This is a genomic window from Cupriavidus sp. 01T418 (assembly GCF_056398885.1).
Map to the genome: position 1 here is coordinate 96,527 of NZ_JBFTQG010000012.1, position 26,494 is coordinate 123,020.

The following is a 26,494-nucleotide window of genomic DNA, read 5'->3' on the forward strand; positions in this document are numbered from 1 at the left end:
TAACAAAGCTTGAGGCTGCGCATCGCCAGCTTGCTACGGCGATCCGAATGTACTTCGCTGATGACGACATGGTCGCCGTGCATACGCTCGCTTGTGCGGCTCGTGAAATTTACGAGCAACACTGCGACAGGCAGGGTATCGACCGGATGTTCGAATACATCAAGACAGCCAATCCAGGATACGACAGCAAGCAGCTATGGAATGTCCTTAACGGTGCGCGCAACTTTTTCAAACATCCCGGCGAATCTCTTGCCGATACCATTGAGCTTCGTGACCAAGACAACAAGTGCATGCTCTTCTGCGCCTGTCACGACTGTGCCGTTTTGTGCGGGCCAGAGCAACCTTTAGAGGTTCAGGTGTTCAACGTGTGGTTTCTGGCTACAGAAACTCCAACGAATAGCGGATCGAGCCACGATACTCAGGCGGCGGCCGAAATTCAAGGTGGCCTCGATCGCCACTTTGCCGGATTGCGGGATGCGTCACCCGCCGAACAAAAGCGACGGGGGATGAAGCCGCTCGGTGAAGCCGAGCACATTATGACTGGCGGCCGATAGGAAAAGCACATGAACCGCTATCTAACGGTAACGCAACGGTTACACCGCGCTGCTTGTTGTAGCGCGGCAGTGCTGCTCATCGTCGTTCGCGGGGCCTTCGCGCAACCACCGGGCGTCGATTGGAAGTTATATGGCGGTACATCGTTAAATGAGCGAGCATGGTGCTTCTATGACGCTACAGGCATCACACAGATGCCCAGCGCTCACGTGAGGGTGTGGACAAAGTGCCTCCGTGAAAAAGCCCTAGATAGCATTGATATCCAAAAGGACTTCGGCGGCAAGATCCTGGAGAACACTGCTCAGAAGGTCGGGAGCAAATACGTACCGCCGTTTGCGACGGTGGAGACGGTTGACGCCGACAAACGTTTGACGATCACGCTATACGAAGTCACAGCAAACATCGGTAACTTGGATCCGCAAGCCAGCATATTTTACGAACTCGACTGCCGGGAACGCATGATTCGAGAGTTAAGCGTTTCCATTCAAACTGGCGGCAAGCGCGGTTCCAGCAACGAGTCTGGCGATTGGCGGTACGTCCCACCGGAAGGGAACGGCGCGCGACTGCTAAAGATCCTATGCGTAGCGCGATAACAGCCATGCGTCGCTATCTCGCCTCGGAGGATGCCATCGATATTCACGATCGACTGGTGGAGGTTTTCGCCGACGACGGGGATCCAATATCGCCACATGGAGTATGTGACGCAAACCTGATCGAAATGGCGGTGCACCGGCCGCGAACGTCGCTGAGTGGCATCGAAAAATACCGTAGCATCGAAGCGAAGGCGGCCGCACTATTTCATTCCCTGGTTCAAAATCACCCGTTCCACAATGGTAAAGTTTAGGAAGAGCCGATATGGATGCAGCGATAGTCCCCAAAGACTTGCTCGACCTGCTCAATGATCCACACGCGCAGCAAGCGCGCGTTCGGTACTGCGCGGAGGTGAGCGATGCGCTTGATCAATGCGGTCGTGCGTTGTGGGCATTCGGGCTCGCCGCTGATCAACCGGCTCGCGAGGCTGTCGCCCTGGTAACGCAAACTGCCGGCGTGCTCGCACGCGGTGCTGTTCATCTGTATTCGGCCGAACACTGGTATGCCGGCGCGGCGCTGACTCGACAGTTCATCGAGGCCGAGTATTTGTTATTTCTGTTTGCACAGGATATTGAAGAGGCGATCAGGTGGCGAAACTGCCCGGCTGCTGAACGGCGGGGGTACTTCACTCCGAATGCCATGCGAAAGCGCAGCAATGGCAAGTTTCGCGAGCAGGAATACTGGGCCCATTGCGAAAACGGCGGGCATCCGACACCATGTTCGGGACACTTGCTGCCGGAGCACCGTTCCCTACTCGGATCACAGATATTGCTTTGGAGCGATCTTGCTCAACACCTTGAGCGAGTCTGGCCATCGTTTGGGCTTGCCGTGGACGCCTCTGGTTGTGGGTACATTGAGATTGTCCATAGTGCTCGCAATAAATATCCGGCTCAGTTGAGAACGTTCCTCGACGCCGATGCTGGTCACGGATGGTTTGAGTTCAAAACATAGAGGAAATGAAAGGAGAGATGATGCATTTGCAGCCTTTGAGCGCAGAATAACTCGTCGTTCTGAGCCACACAGCCGTTCGTTGTCTTATCGCGAAGGGCATCCTGTCGGCAGAGGACTTGATGGCCGACCTTTCTCGCCAGGGAGTCGATGTGAATACAGCCTTTCGTCTGAAGGTTGCGATCGACGACATCCCATCGGCTTGACACGGAAAACAATGCCACCGACCCTGAGATGGGAGGAGCGTTTGCACTACAGAGACGGTCTTCGTACAGCGAGATATGCGGCACTTGCCGACGCAGAAGGATTTAGTGAAATCTGTTTTGTCCTCGAAGCCGTTGGATTGCGGCTCAACGGAAGCGAGGCAAATATGGGAAAGTACATCGATTCTGTTCGACAGTTATCAAGCGATTCTGTCGTTCTGACTGAAATGCTGGATTGCTATCCAGGACTCTTTTCGCGATTTGATGCCCTCTACAGGGCGCTCATGGCGGCCCGCAACGATGCGATGCATTCTGGAGTGTACGCGCGTCACGCTACGGCGGCGGCAATCGAACTATGCATTGGGCTTGAGGAGGCGTTAATGCAAGAACAACATGATGCTCGTAAAAAGGTCAAAGACTTCATGGTCAGAGGCGCGGTGACCGTACATCCGTGGCAACCTGTCGCCTATGCTCGGCAGCTCATGTTGATGCATTCGTTCACGTACCTTCCAGTCAAAATCGGGGATCAGTGGAAGCTGCTTCCCGAGGTTTCCATGGAAAAGTTCCTTCCCCGCGGCGGCCCCCAGAGAAAGATCGCACTGGGCACGTCAATCGAAAATGCTGTCTCACGTGTGGACGGCCCCCTCGTTCTTGTAGATGCCCGTGTCGTCAAGCCTGAGGACGACATTACAGGCCTTCTTGATGATGTGAACCCAAACCTGCCTACATTTTGGCTCGTGGACGATGAGAATGGGGGCCTGTCCGGGGTACTTTCACCCTTCGAGTTGATGTAAATTCATAGGAAAAGATTGTGAACAGTATCCGCAAAGGCTGGTTGGGGTGGGTAGCATGCCTACTCGGAAGGCACAAGTGGGAGCAAGGGCCTCACTATCATTACATTCTGAATGACAGTGGCTACAGCTTCTACCAGTGTGCTCGCTGTGGTAGGTCACAGACCACGCGCTGAACGAGTCGGAAAAGACCGACATCATGGATCAGCTCATCACCATTCTGAAGTCCGTCACGGCAGACAATTTCAACAAGGTCGTCCTGGGTATCGTCGCCCTCATCAGTCTTGTCATCAGCCCGTTCATGCAGTGGCGTATCGCCAAGAAGCAGGCACTCTTGCAAGAGCAGATCGCGAATCGGCAGGCTGCCGATAACATCTCCGCGAAGCGACAGGTATGGATCGACGAGCTACGCAAGGATGTCGCCGAGTACCTGACGCTCTTTGCGCGACTAGAAGAGCTTCGGCGGCCAACGTCGAATCTTTTTCCCGAGGACCAGAGGTCGACCTTTGACGACTTCATGGAAGCGAACAAGCGGGCGACAGAGTTGGGCATCCGAATTAAGCTGCGGTTAAATCCGAAAGAGGACGAGCACAACGAGTTCGTACGCCTGCTTGGAGCCCTGTCCGATGTTTGCAAAGACCCACCTCCAAACGAAACTGAAGGGCAGAAGAGCGAGGCTCGAGGCCAGTTTGGTCTGGCACGGGATAACGTCATTGGGCACCTCCAGATTATCTTGAAGCACGAATGGGAACGCGTGAAGAAGGGTGGCATGTGATCATGCGCCCGGGAGCAACTGAGCAGTATTCAAATAGGAAAAGAATGAGCTTCGACACTGTGCTTGCGTATCTGAACGTCATCGGCCCGGCGGCGGGCGTCGTTGGAAGTTGCCTAACGTTCTACTTTGGTCTGCCCAGCCTCGCTGTGCTCAACTCTGGCGCGTACGTTGAGATCGAAGAGACGCCGCAGATGAGGCGCTATAACTGTCTCTCCCGGTTTGGCCTTGGACTCATAGCAGTTGGCTTTGCAATGCAGCTTTTTCCGGCTTTACACGCGTTGCCGACTCGGTAAGGAAAAGACGGGATGACATTAACTGTGCTTGTAATTGCAGTCGCCCATGCCATACCCGTCATTTGGGCGGCCAACCGTTGGGGAACCCGAACATCTGTCACGGTGGTTGCAGTTGCCATGACCTGGATAGCTGGCGCTATCGGTAAGGATAAATATAGTGGCGTCGACCTCTTTTTTGTTGTGGCAGCCTACGCCTTGTGCTTTAGATCGATGGAGCCGTTTTCATTGCGTTGGTCAGGCAAGAAAAGCGACGCCAATACCAAGAGCCACGAATGACCACTGACCGAGGAAAAGAAATCATTGCCCTGCTTATGCCAGTTTTGATGCCAATGCTGTGAACCGACAATAGAGTTCGACACAAAACAATAGAGTCTGACACGCGACAATAGAGTTCGACACAAGTCGGGTGACCGCGACGGGTCGCGATGGGACGGTCGCGAACGGGACTCTCGGGAAGGAGCTGCGATTCGATTGTAGAGCTATGAGCGCTTGGCAATCTGGATAGCTAGATTGGCGTGGTCGCCTTCAGTGACTCACGCATTTGTCTTACCACCGACCTCAAGTCCTTGGTGGCGACTCGTATATCTGAAAAGACCGTCTTGGCTTGGGCTCTGAGACAGAGATACTTCGCGCCCTCTGTAAAGGTACCTTGTTTCGCCTGGAACGTGTCGATCTTTTCCAGGCGTTCGGATGGTTTCCTCTTTCCGTAGAGTTGAGTTTCACCGGCGAAGTAGCACGCTATATAATCCAAGATGCCGTCGGGCGACTTATCAACGGCCAGACGTTCGGCAGCATGCGCCCATATCGAGTCACAGGCTCGAGCCTCTTCATAGGCTATTCGAGCAGCGTCTGGCAGAGGAATTTTTCCACTGAATGTCAAGATACCAAGGGCACCCAGGCTCCAGCGATAGCGTGTTGGCAACATTAGCCAAGCCAGCAATGCATAAAGGAGCAGCACCGCTGCCACCCCCGATGGTCGGTCAAACTCCCCCACCTGTGGTCACCTCAAACTCCCCCACCTGAAGGGGCGCTGAAAGTGATGTAGGCGCCCGGCAGGACGTTACCTTGTTCCCCTCGCATGAAGCAGAGGGGTTGCCGGAGTGAACGTCTTGAAGCCACATCTACAAACCACCATTGCTACGCTGGTCGCGGCAGGCAAAGGCCAGCGAGAGATCGCACGCATTACCGGGATCGATCGCAAGACGATTCGAGGATATCAAGAACGATTTGCCGCCGCCCAGGCAAACTCCCCCACGGTGACCACCGGCTCTGGGCCGCAAATTCCTCCACCCCGACCGCCGGCAAATAACGGAAACACGTTGTTCGGCCTGCGCGCCGTACCAGGAATTTGTCCAGGCCCAGGTGCGTCTGCATCGTAACGCCACGGCCATCTACCAAGACCTGGTGGACCAGTTCGGCTTTGCTTCCAGCTACGAAAGCGTCAAGCGCTTCGTCAGGATCTTGCGCCATCACGCGCCGGCACAATTCGACCGGTTGGAGTTCCTGCCCGGCGAGGAGGCGCAGGTCGACTACGGTGAAGGTGCTCCGACCCGGATGCCAGGCACGGACCGTTATCGCAAGCCGCGGCTGTTCGTGATGACGTTGCGCTATTCTCGCCGCAGCTTCCGGCACGTGGTGTGGAAATCGAGTCAGCAGGTCTGGGCAGAACTCCACGAGCAGGCCTGGCGCCACTTCGGCGGCGTGAGCCAGTACGTGGTCTTGGACAATTTGAAGGAAGGTGTCCTCAAGCCCGACCTATATGAGCCCGAGCTCAACCCGGTGTATGCGGCCATGCTGGCCCACTACGGCGTGGTGGCCGATCCGGCGCGCGTGCGCGACCCCAATCGCAAGGGCACGGTCGAGAACGCGATCCAGCATACCCAGGCGACCGCCCTGAAGGGACGCCGCTTCGAGTCGATCGAAGAGCAAAACATCTTCCTTGAACAATGGGAAACGAACTGGGCCTCCAAGCGGATCCACGGCAGCACTCGGCGTCAGGTCCAGGCGATGTTCGAGGAAGAACGCCCTCATCTGCGGGCACTGCCGGCGCATAACTTCGAGTACTTCACCGACAAGGTCTACACCGTCTACGATGACACGTGCATTCGCGTCGATCACAGCAGCTACGCGGCCCGGCCGGCGGCTATTGGCAGCCGGGTGCTGGTGCGCAAGTACGCGCACCGTCTGGAAATCCGTGACCTGAAAACCCAAGCCTTGCTGCGCAGCCACGATCTGGTGGACAGGCCCGGCTCGGTGGTGCTGCCGCAGGACGAGCGCCTCTTTAATCCCTCGCGCGAGACACGGCGCATTCTTGCCCAGGCCAAAGCCATCGGGTCCTCCGCCGAACGTCTGTGCCAGCTCTTGTTCGACACCGAGGGGCGTGTGGGCCAGCGCAAGCTGTGGGGCATCGTCGGTCTTGTCCGGCGGTATCCCCGTCGGCTGATCGACGCGGCGTGCGAAACCGCCTTGCGCGAAGGTGCGCCCAGCTACCGGCAGGTCAAAGCCTTGACCGAACGCCTGCTCGAGCAAGCACTGGCCGACCTCGATACGCCAATCCAGGGCGAACTGCCCCTGACCCAGGAACATCCTTTGATTCGGGGCGGCGACGACTATGCCGACCTGTTCTCGCTCGGCGCCAGACAAAGCGCCGCCGCCAACCCAGGAGATCACCCATGACCATGAGCTTTGCTGAAATCGATCGTGCCTTGCGCGAACTGCGCCTGTCCGGTATTGGCGCTACACTGGAGACTCGCGTGCTGCAGGCCCAGGCCAGCCAGCAACCCTTCCTCGAGACCTTCTCGATGATCCTGCAAGATGAACTGGATCGCCGCCATTCCCGGCTACTCGAGCGGCGCTACCAGCAGTCCGGCCTGGATGAGCGCCGAACCCTGGCCGACTTCGATTGGGCGTTCAACCCGAAGCTGCCGCGCCAGGCCTGCTTCGAGTTGCACACTTTGAAGTTCATCGCCGACGCTGACAATGCGCTGCTAATTGGCAAGCCCGGCACCGGCAAGAGCCACATTGCCAAGGCCATTGCATACAACGCTACCCTACAGGGCATGAAGGTGCGTTACGTCGAGTCCGACACGGTGTTCGCCGGCTACGCCGTGGACACGCGCGCCGATCAGGACAGACTGCTCAAGACCTTGCTCGAGCCGGAACTGGTGGTGCTCGACGACCTGTTCCTGGCAAAACGCATCCCGGACGCCGCCGCCGAACTGCTGCAGACCCTGGTCCATCAGCGCTACAAACTGCGTCGCAGCATCATCGTCACCTCCAACCGCGTGGTGCAGGACTGGGGGCGATACCTCGGCGACAACACCATGGCCACTACCATTCTGGATCGCCTGATGCATCGATCCAAGCTTCTCGAGTTCGAAGGCAAAAGCTACCGCCTCAAAGAAGCCGCCACCAGGCTTGCTGTTTGTGAGAAGGCCGATTCATAATCTGCCCGTCCTGCCTGGGGGAATTTAGCCGACCACAAGTGGGGGAGTTTGAAATGACCGTCCGGGTCCTGCCCCAGCAAAGATCAGCCTCCTTGACGATGCTGGGTCCGCCGTCGAGTGGAATGGTCCGGGCCTCCCACTCTCGGACGAATGGCTTGGACAGCTCGGTCAAGGTGTAGCGCTTCACTCGAACGCGTCGCGTGCCGAAAGGGTCCGGCTTCTGGATCTCGGCATCCACACCGTGGACCAGGCCGACGCTTTCGAGCGCGGCCATGGCGGGTGCGTCATGTAGTCCCTTGCTAACGTTGTACTCGGTCACGTCCACTGGCCAGCTCGACAGGCCGAGGCACTGGGCCCCTTTCTGATCTAAGTACTGGGCCATCGCGGCACCGAAATTTTTCTCGTTCGCGTCGGTCTTGTTGCTGCACCCGGTCAGGGCTGTGGCGCCGAGGACGACGACGCCTATCAGAGTTCGCTTGTTCATCTGCCAAGTCATAGTTTGAGTGGTTCGGATAGACGTCAAGCGCCAGATTCCATTCACGCCGATGCAAATTGATATTTTACTTCGTGGTGATGAAGATCAAGAGTGTCACCACAGCACGGTTGCTCGCAGCATACCGGCCCTCGCAGACACTGCTGCCAGATTGGCAATCTGCCTCAGTCGGACCGCATTCTTGGCTGCAGGCAAGCCGCCGCGCGGCGATGTGTTCTGGCTCGCGCTGGTCTTGCTGCTGCAGCCGATTAGGGCGGCCCTGAGCGAATTGAGCAACCTGCTAGTAGGTACGGCATTAAAGCGGGAGCTCTGCATCCTTGCGAACAGGCCAAAGTGATCCAACGGGAGGAAAGGACGGGGTCGCCGCGATCTCGCTCAATCGCTCCTCGATCCCCGGGTAGTCCGGTACCAAGTCGTCGACAGCACTCGAACCACCGCCGATCGCGCCCGCAAGTGCTTTGAGCCGTGCGGCGTCTCGCGATGAACAGAGCACTGGGAAGACCTTTGCCCCGTTGGCCAATAGCCAGATGGTACGTGTGATGCCATCGGAGAATCCGAACACGATTCGAGTATGCGACTGCCGCTCTACTCGCCCACCCCGCCACTTCCACACTGTCGAGGGTGACTGGGCCTCGCCACAACTTACAAAGGCCAACGGAACGGGATTGCCTCGCCCAGATGAATAGCACGCGTCCACAGAGCGGTACTTGCGGTCTGCCCGCCAACTTGCCACGTCACCATGTGCCAGATAAGTTTCAGCAATGCCGGCGTCCCGCCAAAGCTTGAGTAGCCTTTCGGCATCGACTTCCACCACGGATAAGCTTGCGCGGCCACGTCCTTGGCTCATATAGACAGTTCCCTTGCTCGCCGTCTCCACGGCAAAGACCGCCTTTCTGCCATGGTTGATCCAGGCTAGACTATCGAAAGTTAGCATGCCTACCCCCCAGCGGTACCATTGCGAGCGTGCCGTGTGCTTGATGCCCGCCTTCTGGCCGACCCACGCCTGCCCTTTGGGTTCGATACATCGAGTACGACAATTTCAATTCTTGCGCGTAATTCGTCTGACAGATCCTCACGCAGCATCGATTCCATCTCAGCTGCCGTCCCTGGCTCTTTGTAATCTTCGCCCTCGCGCCGTGGCATAGACACGCCGGGGACTGAGCCAAACCAGAACACCAAATAGATGCCAAGACCGTCGGCACCGAGATCGGCTGTGTATCCCTTTAGTTGCCCGTCAACCGCGGCCCAAACCTGCGGATGGAAATGCCGCTTTGCCTCAATCGGAAGGTTCCTGCCGGCACCGCTCAAGATCAAAATGTCTGTCCTGGTCTCCGCGGCGCGGGACGCTTCTGGAAGCGGCGGGACGGTGATGCCAAACGCCCCCAGTTTTGCCTGCAGCAACAGTCCAACCACGTTACGGCAACTGTTCTCGACCTTTGGAGTCTGCTCCGGCGCCGAACGCTTTGAATCTTCATTCCAAAACAGCTGCCAGGGTAATAGCGGGTCCACTTGCATCGCAGCCTGGATCTTACGCAGTTCATCGACGACGACCGCCTGCAGGTCAGATGAATTCACCGGGGACCCGCCGGCCAATGCCTCTCTGATCTGCCGTACAGTTGCAGGCACATGCGTCGCCTGTCGTCGAAGCCGCAATTGCTTCGCCATTCTGTGGCAGATTTGATCGCGCCAGTTGGCCATAGCCGGGGCGTCTGCAAGATCGCGCAGGACGTCGGTTGCGCTCTCCTCTTCGCAACGCTCCAACCAAGCTAGCTCTCGCCACACGAGGTCTTCGGCCTCGGAGCTGTTAGTCATCCTCATGGCCGGGGCTTGCCTGGGCGCCAGGAGGCTGATAACGCTGGCGGCAAAGCGCGCTCTCGTTGCGGTCGTCATGTCCTCTATCAACATGACACTTAGCCGATTCCAGGGAAAGGCTGCGCCGACCATCGATGGGTCGGCGAACAGCACAGAAAACGGAGCGGACGCTCCCTGGGGGTCGAGGCAAAAGGCGAGGTACTGCCAAATCGCGCGCGGTTCACCACAAACCGAATCAACTGCTAAGGCCGTCGTCGCTGTTTCGCTTAGATCCGCTCGGCCTGTCAGCCGAATGGCGACTACCAATGCTGAAACCAAAGCGCGCTCTGGCATCATGGGATGGTCTCTCAATAGTCCCTGGAGCGCTCGCGCACAAACTCCACCGCCCGGCGCATAGTCGTTAAGCAGGGACAAGACCGGCAAGTCACCTTCCGGCCGCATCTCAATGGCGGTTTTCCACAATGTCACGAGCCAAGAGGTGGACTCCCCGGAGGAAGCTTCCAGGCGTTCAATTGCCCAAGTCACAAATGCCATCCGGGCGTTCAACGGCAGGCTACCGGCTGCGTTCAAGACATGCAGGGCCGTTTGCAAGGGCCAGAATGCTGCCTCATTTCCTGTGGCCACAATTTGCTCATCTAAGCCGGCGAGAATAGCCGCTTCAGCGTACCAGCCAAGACCGTTCACCATCGCACGCCCGATCTCATCTGGCTCAATGCCGATGCCCGTCATTGCCACGTGGCGCCAGCCCAGTGCAATGGCTGCGGCGACCTCCTCGCCGACGAACTCAACAACCCGCTCCACACCCGGTCCGATCTGTGCGCCAAACGGGCCCGAACCAAACCGCCACCAAGCAGCATTTGCCAACCTAGTTAGATCGGTTCCTGCCGCAAGGTTAGGTGCAGCCGTGGCATATTCCAGCCTTAGCGCCTCTCGTTGCCTTTCGACCTCTGCCTGTTGCGCCATCCGATACTGTTCAGCTTTCCTCTTCCACTCCGGGATTGCGGGATGGAGCAGAGCATCAGTTTTTGCTCGCGTCTCCGGAGTACAGTCCAGGCCGCGCAAGTAGGCAACCACCAGCGCCGCTTGTTTTGACTCTTCGCCCGCCTGCACTGCAATCTCCGTCGCCATGTCGATTCGTTCTCCCGCCCCGAACTGACCGAAGAGAGCGCTCTCGTCCGCCAATAAGGCCGCCACGACTTCGGCAGAAGGGATAGCGCCAGTCAAGCGGATAAACTCGTTCATTGGGAGCCGAGGGCCCCGTTCGTTGCCCGCGCTGGCTGCTATCGCTGCGTAGAGCTCCCGTTCTACACCTGGCCGCGAAGCGAGCCAGCCTTTCATCGCGTACTGCTGACCGACCGACGCTTCTATATAGGCGTGCCGGTGGATGTTCGTCATCCAGCGCCAGAACTCGCTGCCGGAAGTCGCCGGTGCGGCCTTGATGATTGCGGCGAGCATGCCCCACAGTGCTTGCCTCACGGTGCTTGACAGGAGCGGGGTGGAGAACTCATCCAGCCAGGGGCCCCATTCAAACTCCAGCACCCCTGGCCTTGGGTTGCGCTGGAGCCTCAATTGCAGCGGAAACAGGTGACCTACCGTTTTCTCATCTCGCGCCGTCGCAAAGTCTTGCAGCAACTTCCGGACGTCGTCGTCAACGGGTAGATCGGCTGGCAAGCGCTCGATCAGTTCCAGGCGTAGCGCGACAGTCTTGTCGCTGCAAGGCGGTTGCGAGGCAGCCAAGTAGAGTTCATGTCGAGCGGCGCCTCGATCGGAGGCACCGGCCGCCCATGCCTCAGCAGCACGCCCCCGCTGCCACACCTCGCGTGTGTCGTCTAGAGCGATCTCGCGCAGGAGTACTCTGAGCGACGGCACCGGCGCCCCGTAGGTCAACGCTTCAGTGACCGTCAGGAACAAATGGCTCTGGTCGGTCCGATTCCGGAGTATTGCGGCGAAGTCGTTTTCGAGGTCATCCCCAGCGAGTGCACCGACGGCGGTGTCGCCTTCGCCTTCGTCCGCGGCCCGAAACCACGGATCGTCTTTCGTTAGGCTCTGCAATAGAAGGCGCCGCTGCGGCTCGGTCAGCACGGCAGCGTCGCCGTAGACCACTATCGTGGCCGCATCCTGGCGAATTAGGCGTTGTGCCTCGGCATCGAGGTGCATGCGCGACAAGTGCACGGCGGTCCATGCGTAGACGCCGCGCAACTCCGACAACGCCCTCCCATCGCTTCCGGCGATAAAGGCAAGAACGCGACTCAGTGGATAGCGACTCTTGTCCGTCCCGCCAGCGACAGCCACTGCTAGGGCATGGCCGGCAAGAAACTCCGCGACGGCACGGTGCATCGGCACAAACACATCCGTCTCCGCCTGGCGGAACAGCGCGGTGTCCAGCGTATTGAGAAGTAAGCTTGGAGCGATATCGAACTCAAACCACGAGACGATGTTTCCGCTGTCAACGCTGCTCGCGTAGGGGATATTGGAGCGCCAAATCTCCCACTGATTGCTCAGTAGCAGCAGTGCGCACATGCGGCTTGCCGCCTCGCGCGTTGCCTCGGGCGCATCACGTGGCCGGCTGAGACCGCGTCTCGGATTCTGCTCCTGCGCCAAACGAAGTGTCGCGGCGTGGAACAGATCAAAGCGCGTTTTTGGCCACTTCCCGGTTGCGCCCGCGGTTTGGACCATCAACGTTACGCTAAGGGGATTCTCAAGAAATGCCAGAGCCCCGAACGCCTGGGCACGCGCCCAAACAGGCTCGGGATTCTCCTCGCCTAGCGCTCGCAGAAGTGCAAGGGCTTCCGCTTTATCCAGCGCTTCGAGTCGTGCAACCACGATTTCATTCGGCCCAGTGACACTCTCCAACATGTCTCTGTAGTCATCGCTCCAATCCTCGACACGACATGAGATCCACCAGTCCGGTGGCGCGGCCTCCCGAAGCCGACTGACGAGCCGCTCGACCTTATCTGTCCGTTGCTCCCGATCGGGTCGATACTCGTCCAAACCATCAAGAAACAGAGGTACTCCACCTAAACGGGAATCGCCCATGATGAATTTTCGCACAGACTGAGTGCTCGACTGCCGCTCCTCCGCCGCCCTAGTGAGAGCCGTCGTCTTGCCCATACCGGGCTCGCCGAGCAGGACGATGTACGGCCAACTATGCAGTTCGCTAACCCGAGACGCCCCCAAAGCGTCTGCGCGGCTGGAGGCGAGTACTCTTATACGCCGGTCTAGTGGTGCGTCGGAAAGGGAGGGCATCTCGGAACAGGCTCGCCACAGCGAACGCAGGGTGCAGAAGATCCGATTCTAGCGAAGCAAAGCAAATAAGGCGCCACTTACTCACTCGGATTCCGATGATGGTACTGGTGACGTGAAGCAGCGCCCACGGACACAGGCCAGCCCAGAACGCCGGTACAGGATCCCACGGTCAGGACCGCGCCCGAAAATGCTCAACCGTCTGCCCGGCATTGACCGCCCGCTGCAGCCAGTCCGGCATGGCGCCCTCCCCGTCCCAGCTTTGCCCGTCCGCGCTGCGATAGCGCACCGCCGCCGGCGCCGGTCGCTCGGAGACGGCAAAACAGCCGGCCGCCACCAACTGCTCGGGGGTCACGCCGTGCCGCGCCATCTTGGTGCGGATCCAGAGGATCGCCTCGGCGCGCTCGCGCAGCGCCGCGGTGGGGCTGGCGGCCGACAACAGACGGGAGGCGGTGGACTGGCTGGAGGAAATGGTAGTGGGCATGGACGCAGATGATACCGGCGGCCGCGCGATGCCCAGCGACGCGCCCGGCTACCCAGCTCGTTTCTGGCGCGCTGGCCGGCCCACGGCCCTTCTGTATAGAAGGAGCCACCGCGCCAATCTGCCAGCCTAGCCAGCTGCCCCGTCTCAAAGCTAGTGGGAAGCCAGTCACTGACGATTCAAGGGGTGACGCAGCACTCTTCCAAACTAACTGGGCTGAATTCTCACAGTAAGTGGGCAAATGGTGCGACCTGTCTCACAGTTAGTGGGCACATGGAGGCGGCGCAGTGCCAATGCGGGCTGGCCCTACTCGGCATGGCCAGGACGACACGAGATTCGCCGGGCGGCGCTCAGGCGTTGATCCAGGCGCGCGCCTGATCCAGTTCGTTGACGTGGAACGCCTTGACTTCGGCCTTCGTAAAGAACCGCGCCAGATGCATCGAGGCGTGGATCCATCCCGCGTCGGCGACCACGGCGGCACGCGTGATTTTGCGGGCCAAGGAAACGCCGAGCGTCAAGTCGGTCCACAGCGCCTTTGGCTCGATGCCGGTGAAATGCTCGATGCGTTCGAGCACGCGGGTCTTGCCGTTCAGTTCGAGATCCTCTCGCATGCGCTCGATGGCTTCGCGCAGATCGCGATCGGTGATTTTGCCTTCGACGGAAATCTCGACAACCGGGGAATCGGCGTCAGTGTGATACAGGATCATGGCAGGACCACTTGGCTGGGGCGACGTTACACGCTCAGGCACGGACAAACCTAGCGTTCGACCACTTTCTGATGGTACGCCTTTTCACACGGCTCGGATCGCACGGGTCCCTGGTTCGCCAGAACTGGACCCAGGAACTGTGAGACAAAACCCACTAACTTTGAGACGTGACAGTGACAGTGACAGTGACTGTCCCGTCTCAGAGTTAATGGATAGCCAACTGTAGGCGAATCAAGAGGTTCAGCTGCACTGTTCCGAACAAACTGGGCCAAATTCTCACAATAAGTGGGCTTACGGTGCGAGCCGTCTCACAGTTAATGGGTACACGGACGTTCAGACCGGCGTTGCCGCTCGAGAGCGAACTCCAACTTCGGCTACCCCATACGACGATTGTCTATCGGTCTATTGGTCTATTGGGGGTGCCTTATCGAAACGGTCCCTGCTTCTATCAGATCAGGTGGACGTTTCCTTTCCCACCGCAGGGTTGGTGAGTAAGACGTTCCCATAGACACGCATCGCCAGGGAGTACTGCGGAACCTCGCCCAGATGCCGAGCGACCGCGTCATTGGCCCTCTTCGTTGCGTCAAGGACCGTGGCGCCAGCTTCCCACTCTCGGAGGAAAGGTTCGAGCCAATTGTAGGTCACCATCACATTCAGGGGCCACGGCGACGCAATAACAGCGCGACAGCCTTTGTTCAGCAATTGCTTAGGAAGGCTGGTCGTCGAGTTGTCCCACGGGTTCTTGTCAATGCGGCCTCCGCTGCAGACAAACAAGATGACCAGCTCGACTCCAGCCAATGCAGTGGCAAGAGCCGACGGCGTCTCGATGAGATTCTCGTCGTCGCGAATACTGTGCAGGTAGCGGCCCTCCCTGTTCAGGCCTCCGTGCGCCGTCACCACGGCCAGGCCGGCATCTTTCATGCTGTTCGGAAGTCGACGTCCGGTATCGACCTCGAAACCGAAGTCCTCGAAGCATCCGTTGAGGCGCCTGAGCGCGATATCAAGTGTGGATACGCGCTCAGGTTCTTCATGGTCGGCACCGCCTTCAACAGCGGCCTCCAACACATCTCCGCCTACGAGATCCGAACTCGTCTCCGCCGAGATCCAAGCCCTATAGACGGCTCGACCACTGTGCTTGGCGGCAATGGCCGTCGAAAGCCAGCTCAGGGACGGGGTGATGCCAATGGCAGCCGCCGTACCGGCGAAGTAGCCAAATACTCCATCCTCGGGTTGCACAACAACGAGGTTGGCAGTTAGCTGCTGCAGGAACGGCTCAGCCACCAGAATGAGCCTCTCGGCCTGGGGCAAGCGGACATTGAGCTTCTCCATCGTCATGTAGAAGATATTGTTCCCTTCGCTACGATCGACACGACCGTAGTCCTTCGGGTAGTCCTGCAGCCATTCACGGAAGCGGCGCCGGAAGCTTTGTTCAGACTTAGGCTGTTCGACGAAGCAGACTAGTCCGTTATGAACATGGGTGACTGTCAGCTCACCTTGGCTGTCCAAGGCGAGGAACGCGACATCCAGGCCAGCTTGATTCAGCTCAGCAGCATATCGAGTCGGCCATTCCAACGTCATCGCCGGAGCATCGCCCACCAGTGCAACTGTGTGGTCGGCAAGGAGCTCAATAGCAAATGCGTTCTCGTTGGGGGCCTGCTCGCGTTGAGGCCCAGAGTCCAACAAGCGCCTCGCCGCTAGCTCAACGACAGTGAAGTCACGCGCGACGTCCGAGGCGAACGTTGCAGGCTCCACGTCGTTGAACATCACCAACACGTCCTTAGCGGTAGGTTTTGCCGCCGAGACAGTACGGACCATATCTGCCATGCCAGCGCCGACTTGTCTAAGCGCCGCGTCCAATACTGTTCGCACCTCCGGCGAGACGCTTACGCCTGCGCCTTCCGCCTTGAGGGCAGCCTGCCCAAGCAGCAATGCGAGAGGAACCAGGCGATTCCGGTTACCAAGCTCGCTTCGACAGGCATCGGCGACTTCGGCCACGATTTCGCCAAGCGGCCCGACCGCGGCACCGTCGATTTCCATGAGCCGCAGGCCCAGCTCGGCGCTGACGTAACGCGGGTCCCTGTCTGCGTCGAACCCGAGGTCAAGCAGAAGCATCTTCATCGTCGGAAGGAACGAGCGCGAGAGCTCGAATAGTCCTAGATCCCGCAGGACGCGATGGATGCCGTAGACCTCGTGCCAAAGATCTGCCTTTTCGACTGCAACGTCCACGGCCAGGGCGCAGGCCAAGCCGATGAGCGCAACGACATGATTGCGACATCGATGATAAACGTCACCGAACGCTTGCCATGCCAAGCGACGGCGATATGCACTGGGCTGCCCCATCAGCAGGATCGCCTCCGCAAGGTTGCGCGCCTGCTGGAATTGTCCCTCCATGGCGAGATGGCCGGCCAGATGTCTCATCAGTCGAATGTCTTCGTCACGTTCCTGCGTGGCATGAGGGCAGATGGCGCATGCGAGAAGTACGAACTTCCTCATAAGCTCCAGGTCAACATCCTCGCCGCTCCGATCACTCGTGAAGTGGACCATACGCTCGATGGCGCGCACGACGTCGTCTGGATCGGCAACCAACAGCTCACGAGGTACCACCGTCACGCCAGGTTCACCTCCACCGAGGTCAGCCAGCCAGGTGAAACCGTTCTTCATGGAAGTTTGAATCGCCTCATCGGGATTCAAGGAGCGGTCTTCGTCGGTATTGGCACTCGGCAGCGTTAGACGCGCGCCCTGCTGGGCAAGGTCTAACGTTGTGAGTGCCACTAGGGGAATGGCCATGTCACCGCACGACTCGACCGAAAGCAGCATGGTGAGTCCGGATCGAACGCCACTGTCTTCGGGGTAGCGCGCAAGAAATCGGAAGGCCGTCTGGAAGAGGTTACGGTAGTCGTCACGCTCGTCTTCAGGCACGAGCTCCATAAGCATCATTGACTTGACGGACGAGAGGACAATCTGGATCGCCTGACGGCCATAGAGTTCCGACGATGCGATGAGGCTCGCAACGTCGGCAGCTTCCCTTGGCTTGCCGACGCTTCGGGCATGCATCGCGCTACAGACGACGRCCAGCTCCAGCCAGTCATGCCCCCACGCACGCGCTTCCTCGATAGCCAGTTGATAGTCGGGTTCTTCGGCCGACAACCGTTGTAGCAGCTTCAAGTGGTGGTCAGTGAACCCCGCAGTGGTGAACAAATGCGACTGGCCTGATTTTGCCTCCCGGGAGTTCATGAGCAGCCGGCGATCGCGGTTCTCGCGCAGTCGCTCCGAATGGGGGAACAGCTCTGCAAGTCGTGCGTCAAACCGAGCGATTCGCTCGTTATCTTCAAAGTACGTAGCGAGTTCGAGAGCTTCCTCGAGCCAAAGTTGGTCGCCAACGCCATCCGGCCCGTCTGGTAGGATCTCGTAAGCCAGTTCATCGTCGCCAGCCTGGCGCGCAAGTTGAGCTACTTGGATAGCCGCCTCAGCCTTGAGCGTCGCGAGATGTGGACGTAGCTGAGCGATGATGCCGAGCATCTCGCTATCACGGCCAGTTCCACGTAGCAACTGCGCGAGAGCGTGGAGTCGTGCACCGTCTGGCAATCCCAGGCCCTCGATTTCTGCCATCGCATCCGATAGTCGATCTTGGAGGACCATGGATCTCCATTGTTGAGCGCGCGAATTGAACACCTCCTCAGGGTCAGCCTCATGCTGCAAGGTCGCGACATAGCAGTCGTCAATAGAAAGCAGCAGCTCCACATTAGTTTGTTTCTGAGCGGGGACTTGCGGGACGTGAACCAGTCCGTAGCCCTCTAGTCCTTTCACGATAGGAACGATCTGCCGGCAAATTGAGGTTACGTGTGGCACCCACCGGTCTTCTTCAACCCGAACTGCCGAGACCCCGAAGATCGCGGGTAGGTCGAGCGACGGGTCTCGATACTGGCTAGCGTCTGCGACCGCAACAAGGCGCCGCTCTCCCTGCTCCTGGACGAGGCGCAGCATGTCGGCGATTTCGAGTGATGGGCTATTCACGACCCTTACAAGCCGGCTAAGAATCTGCTTTTCCTGATCCTCAAGGTCGAAGCCACGCAGTTCGTTTACCGCTCGGGCCAATGCAATGAACACGGACTCTTCCGTGTGCTTGGTCACGGTCATCGGCGGCAGGACTATCGTCGCCCCCTTGAAGACGCCGCGCCCATCCTTGTCCACCGCATGCAGAAGCAAAGCGGAAACGCTTCGGCCCACCACCTCCCCGAACGAGCCACCTTGAATCAGGTCGGCGCAACCTAGGTTGAAGCCTTTGCCGAATAGCTCGGCGGGGTTAAAGCCTTGAATGACCTGGCCCGCAGCCTTGTCTTGTTCGTTCATCTGGATCTCGCCGAGTGTCGTTCCATGATCCTAGCGCATCCGTGGCATTACCCACCAGTCGTCGCTTTGCCATCGCTCGAGCTTTCAAGAGCATTGGTCAACACGGGGCTTAACCAAAAAGCAACTCACTCATCGTCGGAACGATCAGCACGTTCTGCAGAAAGGCGCGAGTTGCCGCTCCTTCGCCATGTCCGTTCCTTTCGCCGATTAACTTTGAGAATTCACCCCGCTAACTGTGAGACAAAACCCACTAACTTTGAGACGTGACAGTGACAGTTGCGCTTGCATCACAAATTCGCTGAACGCTTCTGTCTAGTACACCTTGCATCACTTTTCTCTATTCTTGATAATCTTTCCTCTCAAGAACAGGGAAAATAAGGAACGCCACCCAACCAGATTAGCGGACCGCCCTGGTCGCCCGGGCCTCCGTTTCGCTTACTTGCTAGCGGACCTCCGCGCGCGGCGCCGCAAGTTCGTCTGCGGCAGTTTCAGTTGACGCGTTATTAGAATTCTGCTGTGCACCGCACGAGCCGCAGGCTAGCCGCCCCGGCAGTGGTGCACTGGTTGCTACCAGCAGCCAGACCACAGCCACCGGTTGCCTACAGCCGCCCGCGACGGGCGCGGATGCCTCGCTCTGTGGCACGGCGCCCGCATCTCGCAAATGCGTGAGAACGGCCGGTGGTGGTGGTGTCTGCGCTTGGATGCCGGCTGCGGCAACCAAGCGGATACTGAAAGCCAGGTGGCTCGCGACGGCTGCCCGGCTCGGCCTGCACGGCTGCTGTCTCCTGCTCGGCGGCCACCACCGCGGCGCGCGCCTGGTCGCGCTGCGCCTCGGCCGCGCTCGCCTGCAGCCGGGCTTCGGCCCGGAAGGCGGCCAGTTCGCCGGTGGCCGCTTCGTTTGCGGCCTGCCAGATCGACTGCATGGCATTGGCGGCGATCGCCTTGAGCGCGTCCGGCAGCTCGGGGTGCGCGATGGTCACGTGCATCTTGTCGCGCAGGTCCTGCCAGAGCGGGTAGCTTTGATTTCGGTAATTTACGACGGTTCGCAAGCCCAGCAGCGGCGCACGCGGCAGTCTGGCTGATAGAAATCCGGGCGAGATATGCCTTTCTGAAGGAAATCCTTGCCGACTGAGGGATTTCCTTTGCCAACTTGCCGCTCTTTCGCCGACCAAGCGGCTTACGCCATTCCACGACGCTCCATGACTGCGCGGCGCAGTGCCGGGAGCACGTCTCCTTCGAGCGCGCTGACCCCTGGCCCTTGCGCCCAGACTCCGCGATCGACCATGCCGAGGAAGACGGGTGTGCCGTAGTCATTCTTGACGACAGATCCACCGTTGCGCGTCTCCGTTGCCATCCACTTCAGGTGGTCTGGAAGCTGGCCTGATCTCAGCGTGCCCTTGCCGCTGCCCATGCTCAACTTGGTAGTCGATCTCCTTGAACATGGGGAAGCTGACACTCATCCGGTCCATGCGTCCGGAGTACTCCGCCTCGTAGCCGCTGCAGGCGGGGCAGGTTACCTGGCCGAGATAAATCAGCGTGATCCGTGAGTCGCGGTTGGCATGCCAGGCCTGGTCGCCGAACGCCGGCGATGCCGATGCCAGCGGTGCGGCTGGCGCGGTGAGGAGAAAGCTTCGCTTGTTCATGCTGCGCTCCCGGTGTGCGTGAAGATCGGTATTGGTCACGCCGCGGCATCACGCATCGTCAAATTTGTGTATGCCTGGTGTTTTTCCCGGGAATCTAGGGCTGATGTTTGAGCGGAAGCGCATGAACAGCAATAGCCAGTCCACCACGCGGGCTTTCACTAGGTGCCCGTCTGCGCACAACTGAGGAAAATCCTGACGTACACTACGTTTCTGAAGAAAATCCTTGTTCGGTGAAGAAAATCATGAGCGTGGTCGGTTACGAGTTCCTTCGGCGGGCTGGCGGGCTATCCGCTTTCCCGCTCAAGCGTCAGGCGGAAGTCCGGCCTGTCACCCGCGTTCTCATGGAGAACGGGCTGATTGCGGTCCCGGCACAGGTGGCACCCCAGACGGACGACAGCCTGGATCACGTGCTATTTGCACTGAAGCACGAAGGCGTGAACCTGCAGGTGCTCGCACAGGCCCTCCCGAAGATTCCCGCGGACCGGATACTGGAGGTGGCACGCGCCACGCCGAATGGCGTGTATGTGCGCATTGCCGGCTACCTGTGGGAACATTTCTCGGGCCAGCGGCTGGAGGGGCGACTGGAAACCACGGCTGCCTATGTGGAGATCTTCGACCGCGACCGATACGTCACCGGCCCTTCCCGGCGAGATCCCCGTTGGAGAGTCAATTTCAACGGGCTCGGCACCCTCGCCTACTGCGCGACGGTCGAGCGAACCCCCGCGATCACTGCGGGGATCGAGAGCAAGATCCTCGAACGGACGGCAGAATTCTTGGATAGCCTTGGCCCCGAGATGCGCGACCGCGCGCTGGCATGGGCGTATCTGCATGAGACCGAGGATTCCTACGCCATCGAAAACGAGACGCCGAGCGAGGACAAAGCGAAGCTCTTCGTGCAGTTGCTCCATCAGGCCCACGACGGCCGCCGGCTCACCGAGGACTACCTCTGCGAGCTCCAGTCGTCGACGGTGTCCAATCCCCGCCTGCAGGCCGATCAATTCCGGGCGGCGCAGAACTGGCTGCGAGGCCCTGGGCGCGGAGCTAGCGGCGTCACCTACGTACCGCCCTGGCCGGAGCTCGTAGAGCCGCTCATGGACGAATGGATGCACTTCGCTAGCGATGCGCCGAGCCAGATCGATCCGATCGTCGCCGCGAGCGTCGCTTCATTCGGTTTCGTGTTCATCCACCCCTTCTGGGATGGCAACGGGAGGCTGTCTCGCTTCATGTTCCACAAGGCACTCTGCACGTCAGGCAAGCTGGAAAAAGGCCTGCTCCTGCCAGTGTCTGTTGCCATGAAGCGCCATGAAGCCGAGTATCTGGCGGCGCTGCAGTCCTACTCTCTGCCGGCGCGCGAGCGGGTGAAGGTCACCTGGATCGGCGAGGGCGAATACAAGTTCGACTTCAAGGCCGATGACGCGATCTTCAGGTACTGGGATGCCACCCCGTGCGTGGAATTCGGGTTCAAGATGGCCGCGCAGGCACTGGACGTGGAGTTGAGGACGGAGACGATTTTCCTCGCCCGCTACGACAAGGTCGTGAGGCGCGTGAACGAGCAGGTGGACATGATCGGCAACGATCTAAGCACCCTGATCGTCATCTGCCTCGACGCGGGTGGGACCATCTCCAACAAAAAACGGAAGCGGTACGCTAACAAGGTCCCGGAGACCTATTTCGGGATCATCGAGGAGGCGGTGCGCGAGACCCTCGAAGACGATGAGGAGGACACGGACGATCCGGCGCAAGGCCCGGCCTAGCGCAGTTCCGGTCCGGGTGGCGCCAAGTAGAACACGATCCGCCCGGCCACAAGCTTACCGTCTCGCCATACTAGCCGTCCCGGCCGCTCGTCGATCGGCTGGCTCGGGAACCGCCTCATGAGCCACCGCCATGCCCCTGTTCTGGTCACCAGGAACGACGCGAAAGCAACGCGACTAAAGAGCACAGTAACTGTCGCAGCCCAGCGCGCGAAAGAACGCGTCGCACTGTGTGGCATCACCGCGGCGGTTGCCGCTGTGATGGATCTTGCCTTCGCCATACGAGTCGAGGGGGTTTTCGGCGTCCTGGTCGTGGCAGAGGCCGCAAGCGATGACGACATGTTCCATCACGATCATCCGCTTGGAGTCCTCCGGATAGATGTACATCGCGCGCCTCGGATCGAATTCGCCGGTCCGGTGCTGGATAGCGTCAAGCAGGATGTCCGGCTTACCGACAGACATCTTGACCGGTAGACCGAGGTGGTTGTCGCTCCATTCGGGCTGTCAGTGGGCAATTGACGGCGACGCTCCTTCTGCTTGTCGCTGGCTTTGCGACGCCGATAGCTTTCAACATTCAACTCGAAGCTCGTCGAGTGATGGACGAGCCGGTCATTGGCGGCCGCCGTCATGCCTGGGTCCGGGAAGACATCATTCCAGCCGGAAAACGGCTGATTGGCCGTTACCGGCATCTGCACATTCCTTGATCTGAGGCCCACTATGTCATCGCAGCGGTGTGCATCTATAGCGCCTATGACTTTGGCGCGGTCGAGGCGTCTGGTTGGCTCGCCCTGCCATTGCCGCCGCCGTAGAACAAAACAAAAGTGACCGCCCTCATTCAGGAAGACTTGCCTCTGGACCTCTTTGTATCAGTGCCCATCGTCGGTGCTGTTGGTCTCTACGCGCCCAACAGCATAGTTTCATGATCATGAAATTAACAATCGCCCATGGGTTGCCCTTGACGTTCGCGGTAGCGGTCCCTTCCTTTCGCCAACCTCACCTGCTCATGCCGGGGCTTATGCGGAAGATAGTGGTGCATTCTCGGACGGGGCGGTCGGGAGGCCGTTCATTACCGATTTCGCCGACCACTCATCACGCCCACTTCTTCCCTAGCGCCTCCAGACCAGCCTTTTGCAGGTCCTCCTGGCTCATCACAATGCGGAACTTGCAGTTGGCCTGGAAGTTGAGGAAGAAGGGCTCAGCAAAAGCGGGAACGTCAGATGGATTTTCGACGTTGATCAGGAATACCCCGCAGCGCATTCCGTCTTGCTCGGTAAAGTACGCTGCCTCCGGCTTGATCGTTTCCAGGATACGCTCAATGACCTCGCCCACCTTCCCGCCCCTGACGAGAACGTTGAAGGGCTCATGAGGAAATTCGACTGTGAGTAGCATCTTCATGATCCACCTTTTCCTTACATAGTCGCTGCCCGGTAGCCAGACTTTTGCCTCAGGCGCTCCTGCCGCTTTAACGTTGTCGCTGGCGGTGGGTGGGCAAACTGACGCCGCGGCTCGCCGGGGCGCCGATACTACAAGATAGCACCGGCCACTGAAAAAGCTAGTTGGCGGCCCGTCCAAGGGCGCCGCGGACATTCTTGAACGCTTGAGCACGCGATCCTCCTTGGCAGAGGCACAGCAGGAGCGACTGCGTTGTTAGGCCGAGTGGCGTTCGGCGCGGCTTCGGCTGCTAGCCAACTCCGGCTTGATGGGGCGCTTGCATTCGGAACCGGATCGCCGACTGGGTCAAGCTCGAGGCTTGGCCGGGATTCGGGGTGAGACGCTCATGCCGTCTTCTCCGATGGCGCCGGTTCGAAGATGAAATTCGCGGCGGCGTAGCTGGCGTTGCAGTCCCAGACTTCCTTGCCGTCGCGGAAGAAAGTGCACCAGCGGCCATCACTGACACAACGGGCCCGCGGAAACACTTCCTCGTGGCCATTCACAATGGCCAGCATGTGGCTGGTCTCCCGGCAAGTGGCCAGGTACTGGCCAGCCGGCAGCGGCTCGGCAATTGCCCTTCGTACCACGTGATCTCCCTCCTTCAATTTGATTGACCAGGGTCTGGAGCGTGAGCCGAAAGGCCGCACCCGCGGCGGTCTCGGCGCGGTCCGCGTCATCCTTGGCCACCAGGCAGTCGGCCTCGGTCACGGTGGCATCGCCATCGAGGAAGCGCAGCGCCAGCGCGCATTTGCTTCGCGCAGCGCGGCGTACTCGCCTGGGCAGGTCTCGGCGATCGGCATGTCGACCGGGCTAGCACTCATGGTTCTCATCGGCCCTCCTCATTTTGGGAATGGCCACGCTTGGGTAGACGACGAGCGCTGACACCAACGCGGAAATGCTCCAGCGACTGCCTGGCGTTGACCGCCCGCCGCAGCAATTCCGGCATGGCGCGCTCCCCGTCCCAGCTTTGCCCGTCTGTGCCGCGGTAGCGCACCGCCCCGGCACCGGTCGCTCGGAGAGGGGGAGACACCCCAATGGGGACGTAGGTTTTTCACAAGCCAGCTCTGGCTGGGGAACTGCGCCAACCTTGTTCCTTGCCTCCCACGCGGTCTCACTCCCGATTGGTTCTGTGCTTCGGCAAGGAGCAACGACATCTTAGTCTTCCAGTAAAACTTAGCAACGTTAAGTTTTACTAAACGCTGGAAACTCCGCGGACGAGTTACAGGCTCTCGGTCCTCACGCACGCGACGTTGATCCGAAAGGCACCAACGCGTCGGCGGTGAACCTCAATAAGACGCTTGTGTATCGCCGTGAGCGCGCTGTTCGATCCCTCGCTGTGAACAAGGGAAAGGGAGCGATAGGCTCGAACTTGCCTGCGATATTGCAATCGTGGGGGCGACAAGTTCGAATTTGCGGCCCTCTGAGCAAGGAAAAATCCGGCACGCGGCCGGCTAACTCTGTTCAGTACTTGCTCCAATTATTGACGAAGCACGACGCTCGAGAGCGCACGTCGCCTGGCAAGGAGACCGCGCCAAAGCGTGGGCTGAGATCGTCCCTCCTCCGTCTACAGCTTCAACTTCAGCCTACGGGGCTTGAACTCGCCGGTTTGGCCGTGCGTACTCGATCCCCCGAGCACATGGCGCACGGGTAACTTCACAATGCCAGCTAGGTTGTCATGGGCCGGACGATGAACATCTGCTCTTGAGCGATGCCTGATCTCAGCCCCCGCTTTGGCGCGCTCTCCAACTTCGACGCGGATTGCAATGACGCTAGGATGCCGGCGGATCGCGGCGGGCGAAATGCCTGGAAGTCCTCGATGTAACGGACCGCCTGCTCACATTGTTCGAGCGACAGCGCATGGATGTGAATGCCTTCGAGGCCCGCGGCCAAGCGATATGTGGGATGTTGCACTCGGGTCCACATATGGGAACATTATCTACGCATTGTGGAACGACCCTATGATCTCCCTGCCCCCAGCGATGGGATCTCAAGAACGGAGTCGCCCCATGATCCGCCTGCGCCGAACGCTTGCCCTTGCAGCAATGATGGTGCCGTTCCTGTGGTGGTCGCCGCCATTGTCGGCGCAGGCGCAGTGGCCTAACCGGCCGATCCGGATGGTCGTACCGTTTCCGCCTGGCGGGTCCTCCGACATCCTGGGGCGCTTGATCGCGGAGCGGATGGCGAGGGTGCTGAAAGCCAATATCGTGGTCGAGGACAAGCCTGGCGGCACCACGCAGGTCGGCACCGAGTTCGTCGCCAATGCGGCGCCAGACGGCTACACCATGCTGCTCGGCGCAGCATCCGCCTTTACCGTATTGCCCAATCTGCGCAAGCTGCCATTCACGCTGGACAGCTTCCAGCCGATCGGCGGCGTTGCCGACTATATCGCCGTCATGGCGGTCAGGAAGGAACTGCCGGTCAACACGCTGGCGGAGTTCATTGCGTACGCCAGGCAACATCCGGACAAGCTGACGTTCGGCTCCGCCGGCGAGGCCTCCGCGGGCCACGTCTACGCCGGCACGCTGGCGCAGGAAGCTGGACTGAAGCTGATGCACGTGCCATATCGCGGTTCCGCGCTGGCGGTCAATGCAGCGGTGGCCGGCGATGTCGATTTTGTGATCGACGGAGCGGCGGTCGCCATGATCAAGGCGGACAGGCTCAAGCCGCTCGCGACCTTCTACCGCAGCCGCCATCCGGAACTGCCGTCTGTTCCCACGCTGAAGGAAGTGGGTGTGGAGATCACCACCGCAAGCGGCTCGGGCTGGGGCATCCTGGTCCCGAAAGATACGCCGAAAGACATCACGGATCGCCTCGCGCAGGCGCTGCGGCAGGTTTTGGGCGAGAAGGACATCCAGGCCGTCATGCTGAAAGCCAACTCGGTTGCCTCCTGGCAGTCGCCCGAAGAGTTCCGCCGCGGGCTGCTGGCCGACCAGAAGTTCTACAGGCAGCTCTTGCCGGCAATCGGCATCAAGGGCGAATAATCC

The 26,494-nt window shown here is 59.5% G+C and carries 25 protein-coding genes and 2 pseudogenes; 14 read left to right on the plus strand and 13 right to left on the minus strand.

Going from position 1 to position 26,494, the window contains the following annotated elements; all coding sequences use genetic code 11:
* Positions 1-47 precede the first annotated feature (47 nt).
* The 8 genes from AC1DQ3_RS14980 to AC1DQ3_RS15015 all read left to right on the plus strand — a co-directional run bounded on the left by AC1DQ3_RS14980 (position 48) and on the right by AC1DQ3_RS15015 (position 4,429).
* Positions 48-554: a hypothetical protein gene (locus AC1DQ3_RS14980; RefSeq protein ID WP_477120964.1), complete on the plus strand. Its 507-nt coding sequence runs from the start codon at positions 48-50 to the stop codon at positions 552-554.
* A 9-nt stretch (positions 555-563) separates the two neighbouring features.
* Entirely contained in the window at positions 564-1,145 is a 582-nt protein-coding gene (locus AC1DQ3_RS14985) for a hypothetical protein (protein WP_477120965.1), read from the plus strand.
* A gap of 5 nt (positions 1,146-1,150) precedes the next feature.
* Positions 1,151-1,396: a type II toxin-antitoxin system death-on-curing family toxin gene (locus AC1DQ3_RS14990; protein WP_477120966.1), complete on the plus strand. Its 246-nt coding sequence runs from the start codon at positions 1,151-1,153 to the stop codon at positions 1,394-1,396.
* 11 nt (positions 1,397-1,407) lie between these two features.
* Positions 1,408-2,094, plus strand: coding sequence for a hypothetical protein (locus AC1DQ3_RS14995; RefSeq protein WP_477120967.1), 687 nt, complete (start codon positions 1,408-1,410; stop codon positions 2,092-2,094).
* Positions 2,095-2,308: 214 nt separating this feature from the next.
* Complete coding sequence (locus AC1DQ3_RS15000; RefSeq protein ID WP_477120968.1) at positions 2,309-3,088, plus strand: hypothetical protein; 780 nt, start codon at positions 2,309-2,311, stop codon at positions 3,086-3,088.
* Between the two features lie 196 nt (positions 3,089-3,284).
* Positions 3,285-3,860 carry a hypothetical protein gene (locus tag AC1DQ3_RS15005; protein WP_477120969.1) on the plus strand — a complete coding sequence of 192 codons (576 nt, stop codon included), beginning with the start codon at positions 3,285-3,287 and terminating at the stop codon, positions 3,858-3,860.
* A gap of 44 nt (positions 3,861-3,904) precedes the next feature.
* Positions 3,905-4,153 carry a hypothetical protein gene (locus AC1DQ3_RS15010; RefSeq protein WP_477120970.1) on the plus strand — a complete coding sequence of 83 codons (249 nt, stop codon included), beginning with the start codon at positions 3,905-3,907 and terminating at the stop codon, positions 4,151-4,153.
* Between the two features lie 12 nt (positions 4,154-4,165).
* Entirely contained in the window at positions 4,166-4,429 is a 264-nt protein-coding gene (locus AC1DQ3_RS15015; protein WP_477120971.1) for a hypothetical protein, read from the plus strand.
* A 229-nt stretch (positions 4,430-4,658) separates the two neighbouring features.
* Here the strand turns inward: AC1DQ3_RS15015 and AC1DQ3_RS15020 are convergent, their stop codons facing one another.
* On the minus strand, positions 4,659-5,147 hold the full coding sequence (locus AC1DQ3_RS15020; RefSeq protein WP_477120972.1) for a hypothetical protein: 489 nt from the start codon (positions 5,145-5,147) through the stop codon (positions 4,659-4,661).
* A 106-nt stretch (positions 5,148-5,253) separates the two neighbouring features.
* Between AC1DQ3_RS15020 and istA the strand changes: the two are divergent.
* Both istA and istB read left to right on the plus strand, forming a co-directional pair.
* Positions 5,254-6,829: pseudogene (istA, locus tag AC1DQ3_RS15025) on the plus strand (IS21 family transposase).
* Entirely contained in the window at positions 6,826-7,599 is a 774-nt protein-coding gene (gene istB, locus AC1DQ3_RS15030) for an IS21-like element helper ATPase IstB (RefSeq protein ID WP_477120973.1), read from the plus strand. Before istA ends, istB begins: the two are co-directional and overlap by 4 nt.
* Here istB and AC1DQ3_RS15035 read toward each other — a convergent pair.
* Positions 7,550-8,083 (minus strand): hypothetical protein, encoded by a 534-nt coding sequence (locus AC1DQ3_RS15035; protein WP_477120974.1) that lies wholly within the window; start codon positions 8,081-8,083, stop codon positions 7,550-7,552. The genes istB and AC1DQ3_RS15035 overlap by 50 nt on opposite strands.
* Before the next feature lie 61 nt (positions 8,084-8,144).
* On the opposite strand from AC1DQ3_RS15035, the gene AC1DQ3_RS15040 reads away from it, so the two are divergent.
* Complete coding sequence (locus AC1DQ3_RS15040) at positions 8,145-8,429, plus strand: hypothetical protein (RefSeq protein WP_477121029.1); 285 nt, start codon at positions 8,145-8,147, stop codon at positions 8,427-8,429.
* Here the strand turns inward: AC1DQ3_RS15040 and AC1DQ3_RS15045 are convergent.
* From AC1DQ3_RS15045 to AC1DQ3_RS15075, 7 genes are all read right to left on the minus strand, one after another.
* A complete protein-coding gene (locus AC1DQ3_RS15045) occupies positions 8,388-9,026 on the minus strand; it encodes a plasmid fertility inhibition factor family protein (RefSeq protein WP_477120975.1) in 639 nt (212 codons plus the stop codon). The two genes, AC1DQ3_RS15040 and AC1DQ3_RS15045, sit on opposite strands and share 42 nt — an antisense overlap.
* A gap of 2 nt (positions 9,027-9,028) precedes the next feature.
* Positions 9,029-13,015, minus strand: coding sequence for an NACHT domain-containing protein (locus AC1DQ3_RS15050; protein ID WP_477120976.1), 3,987 nt, complete (start codon positions 13,013-13,015; stop codon positions 9,029-9,031).
* Between the two features lie 304 nt (positions 13,016-13,319).
* On the minus strand, positions 13,320-13,631 hold the full coding sequence (locus AC1DQ3_RS15055; protein ID WP_477120977.1) for an H-NS histone family protein: 312 nt from the start codon (positions 13,629-13,631) through the stop codon (positions 13,320-13,322).
* A gap of 347 nt (positions 13,632-13,978) precedes the next feature.
* Positions 13,979-14,335 carry a SpoIIAA family protein gene (locus AC1DQ3_RS15060; RefSeq protein WP_477121025.1) on the minus strand — a complete coding sequence of 119 codons (357 nt, stop codon included), beginning with the start codon at positions 14,333-14,335 and terminating at the stop codon, positions 13,979-13,981.
* Positions 14,336-14,788: 453 nt separating this feature from the next.
* Positions 14,789-18,685: a CHAT domain-containing protein gene (locus tag AC1DQ3_RS15065; RefSeq protein ID WP_477120978.1), complete on the minus strand. Its 3,897-nt coding sequence runs from the start codon at positions 18,683-18,685 to the stop codon at positions 14,789-14,791.
* Between the two features lie 599 nt (positions 18,686-19,284).
* Positions 19,285-19,734 carry a DNA-binding protein gene (locus AC1DQ3_RS15070; protein WP_477120979.1) on the minus strand — a complete coding sequence of 150 codons (450 nt, stop codon included), beginning with the start codon at positions 19,732-19,734 and terminating at the stop codon, positions 19,285-19,287.
* A 261-nt stretch (positions 19,735-19,995) separates the two neighbouring features.
* On the minus strand, positions 19,996-20,328 hold the full coding sequence (locus AC1DQ3_RS15075; RefSeq protein WP_477120980.1) for a hypothetical protein: 333 nt from the start codon (positions 20,326-20,328) through the stop codon (positions 19,996-19,998).
* Positions 20,329-20,570: 242 nt separating this feature from the next.
* Between AC1DQ3_RS15075 and AC1DQ3_RS15080 the strand changes: the two genes are divergently transcribed.
* A complete protein-coding gene (locus AC1DQ3_RS15080; RefSeq protein ID WP_477120981.1) occupies positions 20,571-22,082 on the plus strand; it encodes a Fic family protein in 1,512 nt (503 codons plus the stop codon).
* A gap of 117 nt (positions 22,083-22,199) precedes the next feature.
* Positions 22,200-22,553: a hypothetical protein gene (locus AC1DQ3_RS15085; RefSeq protein WP_477121030.1), complete on the plus strand. Its 354-nt coding sequence runs from the start codon at positions 22,200-22,202 to the stop codon at positions 22,551-22,553.
* Positions 22,554-22,561: 8 nt separating this feature from the next.
* On the opposite strand, the pseudogene AC1DQ3_RS15090 reads toward AC1DQ3_RS15085, so the two are convergent.
* The 4 genes and pseudogenes from AC1DQ3_RS15090 to AC1DQ3_RS15105 all read right to left on the minus strand — a co-directional run.
* Positions 22,562-22,762, minus strand: a pseudogene (locus AC1DQ3_RS15090) (ATP-binding protein); the annotation flags it as partial.
* A gap of 406 nt (positions 22,763-23,168) precedes the next feature.
* Entirely contained in the window at positions 23,169-23,474 is a 306-nt protein-coding gene (locus AC1DQ3_RS15095) for a panthothenate synthetase (RefSeq protein ID WP_267602716.1), read from the minus strand.
* A gap of 380 nt (positions 23,475-23,854) precedes the next feature.
* Positions 23,855-24,025 carry a hypothetical protein gene (locus AC1DQ3_RS15100; protein WP_267601383.1) on the minus strand — a complete coding sequence of 57 codons (171 nt, stop codon included), beginning with the start codon at positions 24,023-24,025 and terminating at the stop codon, positions 23,855-23,857.
* 189 nt (positions 24,026-24,214) lie between these two features.
* On the minus strand, positions 24,215-24,340 hold the full coding sequence (locus tag AC1DQ3_RS15105; RefSeq protein WP_477120982.1) for a hypothetical protein: 126 nt from the start codon (positions 24,338-24,340) through the stop codon (positions 24,215-24,217).
* Between the two features lie 1,176 nt (positions 24,341-25,516).
* On the opposite strand from AC1DQ3_RS15105, the gene AC1DQ3_RS15110 reads away from it, so the two are divergent.
* Positions 25,517-26,491, plus strand: a complete 975-nt coding sequence (locus AC1DQ3_RS15110; RefSeq protein ID WP_477120983.1) for a Bug family tripartite tricarboxylate transporter substrate binding protein — start codon at positions 25,517-25,519, stop codon at positions 26,489-26,491.
* The last annotated feature ends 3 nt before the right edge of the window (positions 26,492-26,494 follow it).

What these genes read in the sequence shown, in the direction of transcription:
- AC1DQ3_RS14985 (WP_477120965.1), top strand. Translation starts at nt 564, where the DNA reads ATGAACCGCTATCTAACGGTAACGCAACGGTTACACCGCGCTGCTTGT.
- AC1DQ3_RS15055 (WP_477120977.1), bottom strand. Translation starts at nt 13,631, where the DNA reads ATGCCCACTACCATTTCCTCCAGCCAGTCCACCGCCTCCCGTCTGTTG.
- AC1DQ3_RS14995 (WP_477120967.1), top strand. Translation starts at nt 1,408, where the DNA reads ATGGATGCAGCGATAGTCCCCAAAGACTTGCTCGACCTGCTCAATGAT.
- AC1DQ3_RS15100 (WP_267601383.1), bottom strand. Translation starts at nt 24,025, where the DNA reads ATGCTGGCCATTGTGAATGGCCACGAGGAAGTGTTTCCGCGGGCCCGT.
- AC1DQ3_RS15045 (WP_477120975.1), bottom strand. Translation starts at nt 9,026, where the DNA reads ATGCTAACTTTCGATAGTCTAGCCTGGATCAACCATGGCAGAAAGGCG.
- AC1DQ3_RS15080 (WP_477120981.1), top strand. Translation starts at nt 20,571, where the DNA reads ATGAGCGTGGTCGGTTACGAGTTCCTTCGGCGGGCTGGCGGGCTATCC.
- AC1DQ3_RS14980 (WP_477120964.1), top strand. Translation starts at nt 48, where the DNA reads ATGTACTTCGCTGATGACGACATGGTCGCCGTGCATACGCTCGCTTGT.
- AC1DQ3_RS15060 (WP_477121025.1), bottom strand. Translation starts at nt 14,335, where the DNA reads ATGATCCTGTATCACACTGACGCCGATTCCCCGGTTGTCGAGATTTCC.
- istB (WP_477120973.1), top strand. Translation starts at nt 6,826, where the DNA reads ATGACCATGAGCTTTGCTGAAATCGATCGTGCCTTGCGCGAACTGCGC.
- AC1DQ3_RS15095 (WP_267602716.1), bottom strand. Translation starts at nt 23,474, where the DNA reads ATGAAGATGCTACTCACAGTCGAATTTCCTCATGAGCCCTTCAACGTT.
- AC1DQ3_RS15005 (WP_477120969.1), top strand. Translation starts at nt 3,285, where the DNA reads ATGGATCAGCTCATCACCATTCTGAAGTCCGTCACGGCAGACAATTTC.
- AC1DQ3_RS15110 (WP_477120983.1), top strand. Translation starts at nt 25,517, where the DNA reads ATGATCCGCCTGCGCCGAACGCTTGCCCTTGCAGCAATGATGGTGCCG.
- AC1DQ3_RS15000 (WP_477120968.1), top strand. Translation starts at nt 2,309, where the DNA reads ATGCCACCGACCCTGAGATGGGAGGAGCGTTTGCACTACAGAGACGGT.
- AC1DQ3_RS15105 (WP_477120982.1), bottom strand. Translation starts at nt 24,340, where the DNA reads ATGAGAACCATGAGTGCTAGCCCGGTCGACATGCCGATCGCCGAGACC.
- AC1DQ3_RS15035 (WP_477120974.1), bottom strand. Translation starts at nt 8,083, where the DNA reads ATGAACAAGCGAACTCTGATAGGCGTCGTCGTCCTCGGCGCCACAGCC.
- AC1DQ3_RS15040 (WP_477121029.1), top strand. Translation starts at nt 8,145, where the DNA reads ATGCAAATTGATATTTTACTTCGTGGTGATGAAGATCAAGAGTGTCAC.
- AC1DQ3_RS15050 (WP_477120976.1), bottom strand. Translation starts at nt 13,015, where the DNA reads ATGGGCAAGACGACGGCTCTCACTAGGGCGGCGGAGGAGCGGCAGTCG.
- AC1DQ3_RS15085 (WP_477121030.1), top strand. Translation starts at nt 22,200, where the DNA reads ATGAGCCACCGCCATGCCCCTGTTCTGGTCACCAGGAACGACGCGAAA.
- AC1DQ3_RS15015 (WP_477120971.1), top strand. Translation starts at nt 4,166, where the DNA reads ATGACATTAACTGTGCTTGTAATTGCAGTCGCCCATGCCATACCCGTC.
- AC1DQ3_RS15075 (WP_477120980.1), bottom strand. Translation starts at nt 20,328, where the DNA reads ATGAACAAGCGAAGCTTTCTCCTCACCGCGCCAGCCGCACCGCTGGCA.
- AC1DQ3_RS14990 (WP_477120966.1), top strand. Translation starts at nt 1,151, where the DNA reads ATGCGTCGCTATCTCGCCTCGGAGGATGCCATCGATATTCACGATCGA.
- AC1DQ3_RS15010 (WP_477120970.1), top strand. Translation starts at nt 3,905, where the DNA reads ATGAGCTTCGACACTGTGCTTGCGTATCTGAACGTCATCGGCCCGGCG.